This is a genomic window from Pseudobacteroides sp. (assembly GCF_036567765.1).
GTDB lineage: Bacteria > Bacillota > Clostridia > Acetivibrionales > DSM-2933 > Pseudobacteroides.
In genome coordinates this window covers 106,520-120,980 of record NZ_DATCTU010000007.1, presented here as the reverse complement: position 1 = coordinate 120,980, position 14,461 = coordinate 106,520, and the positions used below count along the sequence as shown (strand labels likewise).

The 14,461-nt window shown below is 42.5% G+C and carries 15 protein-coding genes; all 15 read right to left on the bottom strand.

Annotated elements, in window-relative coordinates:
- Positions 1 to 221: 221 nt before the first annotated feature.
- A complete protein-coding gene (locus VIO64_RS01885) occupies positions 222 to 1,739 on the bottom strand; it encodes a recombinase family protein (protein ID WP_331914669.1) in 1,518 nt (505 codons plus the stop codon).
- Positions 1,724 to 2,668 carry a recombinase family protein gene (locus tag VIO64_RS01880; protein WP_331914667.1) on the bottom strand — a complete coding sequence of 315 codons (945 nt, stop codon included), beginning with the start codon at positions 2,666 to 2,668 and terminating at the stop codon, positions 1,724 to 1,726. The genes VIO64_RS01885 and VIO64_RS01880 overlap by 16 nt, the downstream gene beginning before the upstream one ends.
- Positions 2,646 to 4,271 (bottom strand): recombinase family protein, encoded by a 1,626-nt coding sequence (locus VIO64_RS01875; protein ID WP_331914665.1) that lies wholly within the window; start codon positions 4,269 to 4,271, stop codon positions 2,646 to 2,648. Before VIO64_RS01875 ends, VIO64_RS01880 begins: the two co-directional genes overlap by 23 nt.
- Positions 4,268 to 5,557, bottom strand: coding sequence for a recombinase family protein (locus VIO64_RS01870; RefSeq protein ID WP_331914663.1), 1,290 nt, complete (start codon positions 5,555 to 5,557; stop codon positions 4,268 to 4,270). The genes VIO64_RS01875 and VIO64_RS01870 overlap by 4 nt, the downstream gene beginning before the upstream one ends.
- Positions 5,558 to 5,584: 27 nt before the next feature.
- Positions 5,585 to 5,779, bottom strand: coding sequence for an SHOCT domain-containing protein (locus VIO64_RS01865; protein ID WP_331914661.1), 195 nt, complete (start codon positions 5,777 to 5,779; stop codon positions 5,585 to 5,587).
- On the bottom strand, positions 5,776 to 6,189 hold the full coding sequence (locus tag VIO64_RS01860; RefSeq protein ID WP_331914659.1) for an RNA polymerase subunit sigma-70: 414 nt from the start codon (positions 6,187 to 6,189) through the stop codon (positions 5,776 to 5,778). Before VIO64_RS01860 ends, VIO64_RS01865 begins: the two co-directional genes overlap by 4 nt.
- Positions 6,190 to 6,408: 219 nt before the next feature.
- Positions 6,409 to 6,609 (bottom strand): holin, encoded by a 201-nt coding sequence (locus tag VIO64_RS01855; RefSeq protein WP_331914657.1) that lies wholly within the window; start codon positions 6,607 to 6,609, stop codon positions 6,409 to 6,411.
- Position 6,610: 1 nt separating this feature from the next.
- On the bottom strand, positions 6,611 to 7,297 hold the full coding sequence (locus tag VIO64_RS01850) for an N-acetylmuramoyl-L-alanine amidase (RefSeq protein ID WP_331914655.1): 687 nt from the start codon (positions 7,295 to 7,297) through the stop codon (positions 6,611 to 6,613).
- A 10-nt stretch (positions 7,298 to 7,307) separates the two neighbouring features.
- A complete protein-coding gene (locus VIO64_RS01845; RefSeq protein WP_331914653.1) occupies positions 7,308 to 7,595 on the bottom strand; it encodes a hypothetical protein in 288 nt (95 codons plus the stop codon).
- Positions 7,595 to 7,882 carry a hypothetical protein gene (locus VIO64_RS01840; protein WP_331914651.1) on the bottom strand — a complete coding sequence of 96 codons (288 nt, stop codon included), beginning with the start codon at positions 7,880 to 7,882 and terminating at the stop codon, positions 7,595 to 7,597. The genes VIO64_RS01845 and VIO64_RS01840 overlap by 1 nt, the downstream gene beginning before the upstream one ends.
- Before the next feature lie 13 nt (positions 7,883 to 7,895).
- A complete protein-coding gene (locus VIO64_RS01835; RefSeq protein ID WP_331914649.1) occupies positions 7,896 to 9,068 on the bottom strand; it encodes a hypothetical protein in 1,173 nt (390 codons plus the stop codon).
- 15 nt (positions 9,069 to 9,083) lie between these two features.
- Positions 9,084 to 10,193, bottom strand: a complete 1,110-nt coding sequence (locus tag VIO64_RS01830; RefSeq protein WP_331914647.1) for a hypothetical protein — start codon at positions 10,191 to 10,193, stop codon at positions 9,084 to 9,086.
- Between the two features lie 10 nt (positions 10,194 to 10,203).
- Positions 10,204 to 12,666 (bottom strand): hypothetical protein, encoded by a 2,463-nt coding sequence (locus tag VIO64_RS01825; protein ID WP_331914645.1) that lies wholly within the window; start codon positions 12,664 to 12,666, stop codon positions 10,204 to 10,206.
- A gap of 3 nt (positions 12,667 to 12,669) precedes the next feature.
- A complete protein-coding gene (locus VIO64_RS01820; protein ID WP_331914643.1) occupies positions 12,670 to 14,097 on the bottom strand; it encodes a hypothetical protein in 1,428 nt (475 codons plus the stop codon).
- A gap of 3 nt (positions 14,098 to 14,100) precedes the next feature.
- Positions 14,101 to 14,451, bottom strand: a complete 351-nt coding sequence (locus VIO64_RS01815; protein WP_331914641.1) for a hypothetical protein — start codon at positions 14,449 to 14,451, stop codon at positions 14,101 to 14,103.
- Between the last annotated feature and the right edge of the window lie 10 nt (positions 14,452 to 14,461).

Genomic DNA, 14,461 nt, shown 5'->3' with positions numbered 1-14,461 from the left:
AGCGTTTCCTGTGTCCCCAAGTAACATTTTCTGAAATGCTCCGGCTCTCCTCTTGCGTAGTGAGTTAGTCGCTGATACAATTTAATTTTGCACCTGCCTTGCACCCCCCACAGGGTGCAAATGCACACGCCCCACCAAAATGCTGAAAACAGCGGAGTTCAAGCACTTATCTGCCTAATTACCGCTGTTTAAATATGTTTTTCTATTGCCACAGAATCATATTAAAATGTAATTTTAATTCCTGTTAGAAAGATTACACTTAACTTCCCGTCAAGTGTGACTTCAATATGGTCGAGTAATTTTAAGGATAAAGGGTAGTCAAACTCAACCAATCTTTGCCCGTTTTCTATGAAGTGTGACATTTCTTTAACCCTATATTTCATTAACAAATCATCAGTTTTATTACCTATTCGGTTAAGGCTGGCGAGGTATCTTGCCCTGTGTGAAATTAGCTGATTACAAGCCTTTACAAAAACTTTCTCCGGCAACCCTGCTTCAATTTGTATATCAGTGCAGAGCATTGGCCGCTCCTGTGGCAGCTTTCGGTTTTTTACACGATACTTTGCATGACGGCTATCAGGGTTTTTAGTCCAGAGTGCCATAGGTGGTGGCGTAAATGTTCTGCCATCAATAACAGTACCGTTCTCACCAATAAAGCTACTGCATCTCCAAAATTTGCGTCCTTCCTCACCAACCCTTTTGGATTTCAACATCATATAAGTAGACCCGCATACCGGACAGATTATTCTTGCCGACAGCGGGTTTTCTTCGTTGCTCCTATGATAAGTACCAATATGGTGGTCATGACAATATTGCTTTTGCCGCAAAAGTTCTTGTTGGACACATTCCCAGATATCCTTATCTACTATAGGTTGATGGCTGTTTTCAATATAATATTTGTGAAGCTCACCATTATTCTTCACTCGCTTTTTTGTTAGATGGTCTACGTTATAGGTTTTCTGAAATAATGTATCCCCTTTATATTTTTCATTGGTGAGCATTTTCCGAATACTGCTTAGGTTCCATATTGTGTTGCCACGCTCGGATGGAATGCCATCAGCTGTTAATTTGTTTGCAATTTGAGAAAATCCATAACCATTAATGAAGTCCCTATAAATTCTGCGGATAACATCGGCCTGCTCCTCATTGACAACAAGTTGTCCGTCAATCTTGTCATAGCCGAGAAATTTGCCACAAGGCACACTCTTTATAGAGCCGTTCTCGTATTTACGGCGGATTCCCCATTTCACATTATCCGACTGGGTAAGGCTCTCATTTTGAGCAACAGCAGAAATCAGTGTAAGCAACACCTCACCCTCGCTGTCAAGGGTATGGATATTTTCCTTTTCAAAATAGACATCAATTCCGAGGGATTTGAGTTCACGAACATACTTTAAGGTGTCAACAGTGTTTCTGCCAAAGCGAGAGACACTTTTTGTCACTACCATATCAATGAGTCCATTTCTGCAATCCTCAATCATTCGGTTAAAAGCATCACGCTTAAGGGTGAGAGTACCGCTGATACCTTCGTCAGCATAGATACCTATAAACTCATAGTCTGGATTTGATGTGATGAACTCCTTGTAATAGTCAACCTGCGCCTTGACGCTATGCAGCTGTTCATCACTGGCACTGGAAACACGACAATAAGCAGCTACCCGTGCCTTAATGGATTCTTTAGTATTATCATCAATAGCAATAGCCGATGTTGGATATAATGTAATTATTTTTCTCGACATCGCGCACCGCCCTTCTCAGGGAAGTATATCTTCCTGCGACTATTCCGTATCTCCTGTGCCATGAGCCACTGCCCTTTATCAATTATTGGCGGATGATGATTTTCTATATAGAACTTATCGCACTGACCGTAGTTCATGACCTGTTTGCCGTTTTCGTTTACAAAAGACTTCTGCATCAGGCAGGCACCCATATATTTTTCATTAGAAATAATTCGTAAGATACGATGAGATGACCACTGCTTATTATTATAGGTAGAAACTTCTGCTTTATTGAGTTCTATTGCAAGCCGATAGCCTGAAACACCCTCTAAATACCGCTTGAAAATCAACCTTACAACCTCTGCCTGTTCTTTATTAATTATAAGTCTGCCGTTTTTGTCTTTGTCATAACCAAGCAAACGGTCTGTGTTTATCATTGGGTTACCACGCTCAAAACATTTCCGAATTGACCACTTCACATTGCTGCTGACAGCTTTTCTTTCTTCCTCGGCAATCGAAGCAAGGACGGTAAGCATTAACTCACCGTCCGAAGATAGAGTATTGATTTTTTGGTCTTCAAAAATAATGCCAACGCCTAATGCTTTGATTTCACGCACTGTTTTAAGTAGTAGTACAGTATTTCGTGCAAAGCGTGAGATTGACTTGGTTAGAACTAAATCCACCTCACCATTTCTTGCAGCTTCAAGCATCGCAGTGAACCCCGGTCGGTTCTCTTTTGCTCCACTTATGCCAGAATCGGAATAGATACCGCAAAATTGGTATTCTGGATTAGCCGTGATAACCCGTTTATAGTAGCTCGTCTGATTTTCAAGTGACAGCAGCTGTTTTTCATGACCTGTGGAAACCCGCACATAGGCACAAACTCTAAGCCTTTGAGGTAATGCGGTTGCTTGCGGAGGTGTGATATTATGTACTATTTTTCTTGACATATTTACGCACCTCACAATCCACCGACCAAGTTAGTTCTGTTCCATCTCTGAAAACAAAGACCGCCTTACCATCATTTAAGATTTTCATATGGTTAAGAGTGGCCTGCCAAATACGGTCATCAAAATCAGCAAGCGGTGTGTTGTGCTTTTTCAGTTCCGAAAGGAAAGCAGAGACGGTAACCCTCTTGGCGGCGCACTTGGCTATTTCAGAACCAAGTTCCGCTCTGCGTTTTTGTAGCTTATCATATCTTGCAACATAGTTGTTATAACTTTTATTATACTCATCCTGCTCAAGCTGGGTTCTTGCATTGGCTGCTATCAGCTTCTCAATAAGAGTTTCTATCTCGGAACACTGCTTGTCAATTTCCTTAATCTCACTACGGAAGGTACTGTCATCGGTTATGGCATCAAGGCATAGTTCGTAGTTTTCAAAAATCTCTGCCTTGTTATCAATGATATGGTTAAAGGCTGCAACAAAAGCTTTCTTGATTGCTTCCTCCTTCAGGGTTGGTGTAGAGCAATACTTACGTTTTTGAAATTTATTGTTGCAATGCCAAACTGTTTTTGCATATTCACTCCCAGCATGCCATACCTTCCTTCCATAAAACCCTCCACAATCTCCACAAACAATACGTCCCGACAGTATACTACAACTTATCATTTTACCGCCCTCAGCCCTGCGGGCAAATTCCTCTTTGACCATTTCAAAGACACAAGGCTCAACAATTGCAGGATGGCTGTTCTCAATATAATATTGAGGTACTTCACCCTCATTGATTTTCTTTTTCTTGTTGAGAAAATCAACAGTGAAGGTTTTCTGCAATATGGCATCACCTTTATATTTTTCATTGGTTAGTATGCTCTGAACAGTATGTGGCTGCCAATTTTGACAGCCACCCGGAGTGGGTACGCATTCTTCAGTAAGGCGTTTTGCAATATCATTGGCTGTTTTGCCCTCTAAAAATTCATTGTATATCCTGCGGACTATCACCGCTTCACTCTCAACTATTTGCGGTAAGCCATCTGCACCCTTCTCATAACCTAAGAATTTTGAATATGGAAGGCTGACTTTTCCATCTGCAAAAGACTTTCTACGACCCCACTGGATATTTTCACTCATGGACCTGCTTTCCTCTTGCGCAAGTGAGGACATGATTGTAATAAGCAATTCCCCCTTAGAATCAAGGGTATAAATGTTCTCCTTCTCGAAGAAAACCTCCACACCTTTCTCTTTGAGTTTCCGCACTGTTGTAAGGGTGTCAACGGTGTTTCTGGCAAAACGGCTAACCGATTTTGTTAGAATAAGGTCAATTTTGCCATCAAGGGCATCCGCTATCATTCTCTTAAAGCCTTCACGCTTTTTGGTGTTGGTGGCACTTATACCCTCATCAGAGTAGATGCCTGCAAAGTTCCATTCGGGGTTAGACTTTATGTGCTTAGTGTAATGATCAACCTGTGCCTCATAGCTTGTCTGTTGTTCTTCTTTATCGGTGGACACTCGGGCATAGGCGGCAACATTACGTTTTCTAGTCACTCCTTGGTTCTGTGCCGAAAACCGCGGCTTGTTCGCAGGAATAATTGTTACTTCTCTTACCATACTCATTTTGACCTCCTAATTGCATTTCGCTTGGCAGTTTCCCGCATTTCTGCTGTCCAACTTTCTGCCCTTGAAGGGTTTTCCCAAGTGCGAAGAACCTCACTGCCATCGTTAAACACAAATATTACTGTGCTGTTTTCTGGCACTTTAATGTGTTCAATTTTTGCAGCAAAAACCTCTTTATCATATTCAGTCAATCCAAGGACTTCTGCTGACAATTCTTTTAATATGGTTTCTGGTATTTGCTTGGAAGCACAATACTTTTTCCCTTTGGTGCTATAGGTCGAACAGCACCAAACAATTCCTGACTTTGTTGTTTTCCTGCGATAATTAGCACCGCATTTATTACAGTGAATAACCCCAGTGAATTCTGTAAATTTACTTGCTTTATCAGATTTTATGTTTCTACGGCAAGCAATTTCTTCTTGAACTGCATCATAAATGTCTTGTTCAATAATTGCTTCGTGGGTTTTTGCTACATGATACATAGGAAGGCGGCCATCATTTATTTTTTTAGTTTTTGTGAGATGGTTTTGTGAATATGTCTTTTGTAAAAGCATATTTCCTGTATATTTCTCATTTGATAAAATTGATTTAATTGTACTTTCAGACCAGGTTCCTCCATTCTTGGTTGGTACTCCAAGGGATATAAGCTTACGCATAATCGCATTTTTGCCCATTCCATTTAAGAAGTCGGAATAAATCATACGAACTATTTGTGCTTCAGTTTGGTTAACTACGAGATTTCTATTTATATGGTCATAGCCATAAACCCTTAATGTGTTTGGAATCCCTTTTCTAAAATCATTCTGAATTCTCCATTTACAGTTTTCTGAAACTGACAGGCTTTCCTCTTGAGCAAACGATGCCATAATAGTAAGCATCAACTCACCATCACCACTAATTGAATGAATATTTTGTTCTTCGAAAAATACATCAACCCCTATATCCTTTAATTCTCTCACCGTTTTCAGCATAACCACCGTATTGCGAGCAAACCGTGAAATGGATTTTGTAATAATCATATCAATCAAACCATTTTTACAATGTTCGAGCATTTCCTTAAATCCTGCTCGCCTGTCCTTTGTTCCTGTAATAGCCTCATCTGCGTATACCCCAGCAAACTCCCATTCAAGGTTTTGCCGTATATAGGTTTTGTAATAATCAACCTGTGCTGCAAGGGAATGGAGCATAGCGTCTTTCCCATTTGACACACGGGCATAGGCAGCAACCTTCTTTTTTTGTGTTGAAAGTGGCATAACAGGAGTAATATCTTTGATGTTTTTTCGCATATGGATACCTCCTTGTAGTGTCACATATTAACTCTGATTTGTAGTATTATCAACGCTATTTGGCGATATATATCCTACAAATATTGGTCGATATTTTCCCCTTAGAATTGTATCAATCACAGCATAGTCCTCAGATGAGATTTTTCCCGCTTCAAGCATATTTCGGAAAGGTGAAATACTGGTTTGATATTTGATTTCGTTTTGCAATTGAGAATTTGTCACTTACCATCACCAACCTTCCCGAAGCGGTCAGTGATGTAACAATCATGGCAACAATAACGCCTGTTTTTATTTCCATAGCTTTCAAAGTCTTTGCCACAATAAGAACAGGTTAATGTGTAAACAGCTTTTTTAGTTACCTTATCAAGATGGCTGTTCCACCAAGTTTGCCTACAATCATCTGTACAGAATTTTCGTTTTTTTGTCCCTTCCTTTTGGACTATTGGATTTCCACAATGCAAACAAATATTATCTTGAGGAGCAACGCCGCCTACCTCATTACGAGGAATATTATTTCTCCTGCAATATGACTTCACGGTATTTTCAGACAACCCTAATGTCTGTGCCACCTTTATGTATCCCATTCCATCCAAACGGAGTCTCTTAATCTGCTCTTTTTGAATATCATTCATGACTGTGCCTCCTGCACCTTGGCTTTGACAAGGTATTAATTTGAGGACTTAAATTTCACTCCTCAAGTCACAGTCAAAAAAATCAGTGTCTTTTTTAACCCTCTCTTCAAAAAACATAAAAAAACACCCACGGAAGTGAAATATCACAACCGTGGGTCAATAATTTTGATATTAAATTTTTAATTTCTTATTTATCCATCAAAGCTTGCGGCTATTACCTTAAAAACTGTCCTTGCTCGTTGGATTGTTAAACACTCCAAAGGCAAGCGCCACGGCAAAAATCAGAGCCGTCAGTTCCTTGAAGCTGTCCTCCGACAAGCCGATTCCATCAAGCAGTCCATAGGTTTTCAAAACAAAAAGCACCAGTGCTGCCACCGATGCCCAGGCTGCCTTGCTTCTCCATCTTGATTGTATATTCACCTTAATTTCCTCCCTTCAAAACTAATGCCGCCCTCTTGATCAGAGTAGCGGCAAAGTCACCTCTAACAATTCTCCCCGGCACTGCATTTCCAATCCAATAGTCGGGGTCTGATATAATTCCTTTTTCCTTCAGAACCTTTACCGCCTGTTCCAGTTCGTAGGTTTCAGAAACAAACTCAATGCCAAAATACTTGAGAACTCCCTTTGCAAGAGCAGTGCCTATTTTTTCAATGTTAGCTATGATCCATTTAGCATCATCTTCATTATCATGAAATGCAATTTCTACAAGCACCGCAGGCGCAGTGGTTTTCCTCAGTTCATATAACTCTGGCCAGAACTTCACACCTCTGTCTGCAGTGGGTGTTATAGGTTCAAGTTCTGAGTAGATTGCTCTTGCTGCTTTTTCACCTTCACCGCCTGGAGCGTAGGCATAAATTTCTCCGCCACACCCACCACCGGCATTACTATGAATCGCAAAGTGGAGGTTCGGTTTCTTGTTGTTGCTGTCCTGTGCCACCTTCTGAAGAGTCCAATCAGGTTTATTCCTATAAACATTAATTCCATGCCTTGTTAAAACCCGCTCTACAACATCAGCCACCTGATTCATTCTGACTTCCTCTGTTCCGTAACCTGCCACACCCTCATTATGCTCCTGCATGGAGGGACTTAAATAAACACTCTTTCCCAAAATAAAAACCTCACTTCCCTAGAATTTTAATTGCTCCGACAATTGCGCCAAGTATAGTAATACAAAGACCTATCAGCTTGATGAGTTCAATCATAATCGGCTGCCATACCTTTGAGGACTCATTGTTATTTCCGTTTCCTCCGATATTCGGAGGTGGCCTGTTTTCTTTTAAAGAAGTCTTGATTTCCTGAATATCCTCTCTGATATCCCTTACATACACACGCATCTCAGCCTGTCCTGTCTCAAGGTTTCGGATGCGTTCATCCTGAATACATCTGTGCTGCTGTTCCACTACCATCACCTCCGTTTCAATCTCAATCCAATAACAAAACCATTGTTAAATCCGTTATTGTAAGCACCGGTTGTGTCACCACCACCCGAGCCGACTTGCGGCATCATAGGTGCATACTGGTCACCGAAAGTCCAATCTTCTGATATGCCGTCAACATACTGCTTCAGCCAGTCCCTATAGGAAAAATTGTTCTCATCCCATTGAACCGCTATTGTGTTCAGTAAAATCCAAATCGGTACCTCAATAGTTCCTGCTTCAAGAGCGGTTTTACTCTGAGTCACATCATAAGCCATTGCAATCCACTCCTTATGCTTTTAATAGAACACGCTGACCGACATTGGCACCTCCGCCCGGAAGCTGAATATGATTGTCAAAAGTACCAAGTCCGTAATAGCTGTCTCCATTTATGGTGTAGGTCTGATTGCTGATGGTGAAGGACTGGGGAACAATGACAAGATTTGTGGTATACCCCCTCATACCAAGGTCGGCAACACCCGCCCATACCCTTGCCAGTGGAATCTTCTGATTGTAAAAGTTCTTTGTAAAATTGGTACTCTCGGGAATCAGAGTGTCGCAGGTTATTTCACAAATCTGACCTAAAGCCTCTCCGTTAAACTGCCTTGTAAATCTTGTTTTGGTGGCATCATTCTGTCCAAACATAAACCAAGCATTTGTATCGGTGGTTTCAACAGGGGAGTCCAACTTCATAACCCCAAAGTAATAAACGTTTCCAGAAGTTGCAGACGGGTTTGCATCCTTTGCAAACACCTTGTATGCTCCTGCCTTGTCGGCAATCAGCAGTGTCAGGGTTTCATTGTGATTTAAATAAACATTATCAACAGTGTCCGGCTGGTATCTTGTGATTTCACCGTAGACCACCTGCCCGCTTGAAGAATTATTCCTTATTCCTATAATCACCGCTCCGTACTTTGTGGTAGAGCCATCATAGGTTGTGCATATAACCCAATCCGACTGGCTTCCTGCATGGGTGAAGGTGATTGCTCCTGTTACATATCTATAGTTATTGGAGTCTGCATAAGCAGCCTTCAACCAATCAGGCACCCAAGTTTCCTTGATGGAATATGTGGTGGAGGAAGTCGGTGTTGCACTGAAGTTTGTGTCCACAGTTGCAATCTTTGTTGTTCCGTCATAAGACGTAATATTTCTCACGTCTCCTGCACCGGGTCCTGCTGTAAGCGTTATCTGCTGACCCACATAGAACCCGGTTGTTGCAGAAGCTCCCGTGGCAAGTTTTATTGTGTTTGCTGAACCGCCAGTCTGCGCTGTGCCTGTAACCGCATTCCATGCTCTGCTTGCCAAATCCACATTAGGAGTTTGGGTATTTTTGGTCATGGATTCTCCACCCGGCATATTGGTATAAAGCCAGTCCAGAAAGTCCTTACCGAATTCAAGTATTTTCCCAACAGTAGAAATACCCACATCAATATTTAAGGTGTGGGCATATTTTGTAATAGCCATATTCAAAATCCTCCTTTATGGTTTTACTCCGGGATGATAGGTCACACTGGTTACTTCATCCGGCTCGGGTGCGGTGTTTGAAAGGTTTGTAATTCTGCCAAGTTCATCTTTAACCCAAGTGTAATTTGCAATTGAGGTATCAGAAAAAACAACCACCACTCCATCGGTATAAAAATCAAACCCGGTGGCATAGACAGTTAAATCTGATGCTTTTGCAAAATATGAGGAAGGGTGCCCTTCAAGTTTATTTGAATCAAGTGCCGTGTCTGCTGTCAAAGCAAGGTCTGCCGTATCGGAATGTCCTGCGTTATCAGCCACCAAGGCATGTTCAGCACTATCCACCACACCATCCTCATCAGTGTCATAAACTGATTTTGTCATATCTCCCGAGCCTGCTCCGCCGCCTTGGTCTATATTTTCAAATACAATAGCCGATGTGCCGATTGTTATCTCTCCTGTGGTTGTGAGGTGGTATAGTTTCTTTTTATTGACGGTGCCTTCCGATATATAAACAAAAACCCCGGCTGTGAAGTCGGAGTTTTCATCAAAATCAGCTGCCCTTATCCAGGCTCCCATTGCAACAACATACACACCGTTTTCCTTCTGGTCTGTCTGGTTTTTCACCAAAACCCTATCACCGGCTGAAAGGCTCACCCCATCAATCGTCTGTGTATCTGCAAGAGCAATTGTTGCCAGAGTGGCACATCGGCAGGCAAGGTGAAGATGCGCTGTTGATTTTGTTATATGGGCATTTGCAACCTCAAGGGTTGTAGCAGGAGTAGTCCTCCAGTTTTCCTTTCCGGTCACAGCTTTTATCATAGCTGCAAGCCAGCCAAATAGTGCGGTCAGCATTCCTGTATTGCCTATGGGCATGGACGAATCGTCTATTATCCTTTCACCAAGCATACTGTCTGACACAGCCAATTGGTCTGAGCCGCCATCCTCATGCTCCTCATGGTGAAGCTGTGGATGGTGGGCATCGGGATTGGATGTATGACTTACAAGGTCGTTGTAATCTCCATCATCTTCCTCCTCTGAAAGTACTGGCTGTGCCACCGTGCTTTTCTGGTCTCTTCCTCCAAGTATTTTATATATTTCTCCTGCTGCACTTCTGTGTCCCGGCATATTATTCACCTCATTCCGTAGTCAGCGGTGTATAACCTACATGAAAAGCCTTGATTGCCATGACGAATCCATCAGGTGACAATTCAAAGTTTATGCTGAGAACCTTATAAACTTCTGAAACCGTTGTGCTTGATTCCACGATCATGATGTTGTCACCGACCTGAATCCAAGGATTGGCGACTGCATCAAACTCCGCACTAGTGTATCTTCGGAGCATATCCTGTTTCAGCCTTGCAGCGCACTCGGCACATTCCTCTGATGTTTCAAGACTCTGATTGTCTGCAAACAGCACCTTGTCCTTTGGCACCTTGCTTGTATCCCAAAGGGTGGAGGAGGTACTTGCCGAACCCTGTTTCTTTTTACCAGCCACACGGATGCTTCCGTAGATATTTCTTCTGCTGGAGCCGAATTTCAGACTGAAAATGTCCTCACCCTCACGAAAGCACCAACCAGCATAAACATAGCTGACTTTTACAATACTGTTATTTGGTATGGCACCACTGGAAATCCTTCTTATTTTTCCGTTCTCAAGGTCTATGGCATAATCGGCATCCCGTTTATACGTTATGCTACCGCTTTCATTTTTTACAACATCAGAACCCGACACTAAGTGGTTGTGTTCAAGGTCTGCATAACTTGTGCCTGAGAGATAAATCTCCTCATTTGTAATTGAAGGCTGCCTGTCAGTAGGAAAGTAGAACCTTGCCTTCCCATCCTCATCTACAAAGAACTCAAACCCGGAAACAGTGCATACTTCGTTGATGGCATCCATATAAGTGGTCTTTTCAAACTTAGGTGCAAGTTTAATATTGGTCTTTTCAACAATCACATCTGATGATGCAAAGCCTGCTCTCATGCAGAGGTCTTTCACTATGTCAGAAATATCCGGTTTGGTTGTGCCTCCGGGAGTGACCCAATATTTCTTTACCCCCGATGGTAGCGGATATTTGATGTAATACTTGGTCTTGCCGCTTATAGATATTGAAATACTTTTATCAATCAGTTTGCATGCCATATCTCTGCAATCGGCACTGATGGAATAGTCCCGTGGCTGTGCTGACATTTCCATATCATCAATTTCACCGGTGAATACAATGGCAACATTGTCTCCATATCCCATTTTGGCTACTACCTTGCGGCTTGGAATAATCACACAGTGCCATTCGTTGATTTCCTGCTCAAATTCATTGCCGCTCCTGTAGGGATTGAAATACCCAACATCTGTTGGGTCGGCAGGATTTACATTGGGTAGTGAGAAGGTCATTCTTTGACTGTCCGCTGCTTCTTCTCTCTGAATGGATATCCTGTCCACTTGAAGCTTTGCCGCACCCTCTGAAAGTTCAAACTCCAATAGCCTCGGTGTTGCTCCTGTTGAAGCCTGACCAATTCCATAGAGTTTTCCTGTAACAGAAAATACAAAAAGATGCTTCACCGCAATGCCATACTGCTGTGCAATATTCAGCTGCACAAGTCTTGAACCATTGTAATAAGTAAGGGCTACACCGTTTCCGCCAATTTGCGGAGAAATATAAATGGTTCCATTTCTTGCAGCGGTATCCCAAACTAATGGAGTATAACTGCTTTGTGTGACCGACACTTTATCAAGGAAACCGTACTCGTTCATTCTATAGATATCGCCAGTGTCTCCGTCAATTACATGAAGCGTTTCATCAATCCATGCAAAAGTTGAATCACCACCCCTGTTATCCCTGAAAACCTCATAACCCCAATCTACCCATTCCCAACCCGAGCCTCCATTGGTGTCAAATTTCAGTATATTCACAAGGGAGCCTGCATCCTGTGGATCTTCTCGTCCGAATGCATAAAGGCATCCATCGGCATCGTTGAACCAAAGTTTGCCTGGATAGGTTTGATTGCCTGTGGTCCCACATACCTTTGTCCATGCTCCGCCTGTACTGGTATAAAGACAACCACCCCATTCCTGTCCGAAATGATAGATGTTGGATAGTGCCCAAAAGGCTCCGTTTGCATAAACCATCTCAACCAAGGGTAATGCACCAGCACCACCGCTACCATCAGGGTAGGTGGGTGTCTCACAGATTTCAAGCCAGCTGTTTCCGTTCATTTTATAGAACTTATTATCATGACTGCTAAGACCGTTGCTCCGAAGCATGTAAATATCCGTACCGTCACTGGAAAGCCATAAGTCATCCGTCACAAGTGCCGGATTGGCACCCACAACCTGTGTAAGAGACACACCGCCATCCCATTCCAAGAGTCCTCCATTTTTCCGAAAAGTATCATTGTTGGTGGCTGCTATATATAGCCTTCCGTTATGCTCGATTATATCCCTGAACCATCTGTAATCAGAGCTGCCTTCTCCAACGGAATCTACACTCTGCACCACCGACATCCTTATTTCGGGAAACTCAATCCAGCCAGTTGGTGCATCATCACCAAGCATGGAGCGTGATTTCAAAAGCTGTCTTGCATTTTCAGGTATTATTCTCACGCTTCACACCTCCAGAAAAGTAATCTCATAATACACAGCCTGTGTGCCTTTTTGTCGCATGGCTGATAATTCTTCTATAATTGCAGTATTAATGATAGTGCCGTCATGGAATTCTGCCTTTTTCTTTGCAAAGGTTTCATAGTCATTTTCTATCTGGTCAAAGTCCTCCTTGGTTGCCCATCCTCCAACACTTCGCCTCTCCCTTGACTGTCCTGTTGAAATCAGCCTGCTTTGCGGAGCGGTTATTCTTATATATGGGATCAAGCTTTTTTCAGTAGCAAGCTGTCCGATTTCATTTCTGTTGTACTGAGTAAGATTCAGTCTCAGAGTACCCCATTTGTCGAAATATGTCGCAGGAGTTCCACCGGCAAACCAACCACAGATGTGGGTATAGTCATAATTCATCGCCATGACTCCGCAGACTGTAGCATCAGCCCATACAACCGAATAAGCCCATCCGCTTAAGGTATCATCTCGAGTGATGTTAACAGGCTGACTCCAGCAACCTTCATTGGAGCAAAAGAAAATCTGTTGGTTGTTGTAACCTTCAGTAGGTGATTGACCCCATGAAAGATAAATCTGGTCACCATCTGAAATATGAATATTTGGGTGTATATTATTTGGCATACTGCTGATCTGCTGCCCAGTCCATGAAGTATTTTTTGAATACAAAGAAACCTCAGTACCTCTTGCCAGTACCACATAGGGTTTTCCTGCACTGTCAACACCAATATCAGAACCGTTGGCATCATAACCGTCAAACACCTTTTCCCACGGGGACCATGCTCCGGCTTTGCCTTTGGAGTAATAAATGAAATAATCGGTCATGCTTACCATGCAGATATGGATATTGTCGTTTTTATCAATTACAGTGCTGTCCAGATAATACCTTGTAACAGTTGGCTGTACTGCTTCATAAGCATTCCAAGTTCCTGAAACCTTGTTTGAGTAATATACCTTTCCAGTTGAACCGCCTGTGGCAAACACCACATGAGGTTTTTCAGCACTATCTACTAAAACAATAATATCTGCGTCAACATAACCGCCACCCGGCAAGGAAGGCAGTGTCTCTACAAATCCCCATGCATCATTTTCATAAACACAGTATTTTATTGTGTTATTTGTATTGTCACTGGCACAAAGATGAATCCTGCCCGATGCATCCACAGCCATGTTCGGATATGCAAAGCTGACTCCACCATTAGGGGTAAAAGGAAAGCCTGTGTTCTCCCAGTTGACTCCATCCGTACTTTTCATAACAACCGTTTGATAACTGTAATCCTCATCACCATAGCGGTCAAAGCAGGCAAACCAATGAGTAGCATTCCTCACCAACTTCCTGTGCCCATACCATGTTGCATTCGCAAGGGAGTAGGGTGTATCTGTCCATATATTCCTTTTTTCTTCAGTTCCGTTTAATATCAAAATCATCACCTAACTTTCAATGAAAACCGCTGAATACCAAACCTTCTCATTGCCCAGTTCTTCTTTGCCCTCAAGTTTCCACAGCCTTGCGACAAAATTAAAGCCATCCTCAAAGGAGGCTGACTTGGCTGTTGCATTTAAGAAATCAAGAAGCAGGGCTGCATAATCCGCTCGGCTTGCCCAACCATCAACCTCACGGATTTTTCTCTTACGCCCGGTTCCCATCAACACTGTATTTGGTTTTCCTGCCTGTCTTGCGTTATAAGGAGCGAGCAGTTCCTTCTCTGTAAGATAATTCTGCGCTCCGGGTCTTTTGTATGCTGTTATGTTAAGGGACAATTCGCCCCATGTATCTGCCATGTAACCACCC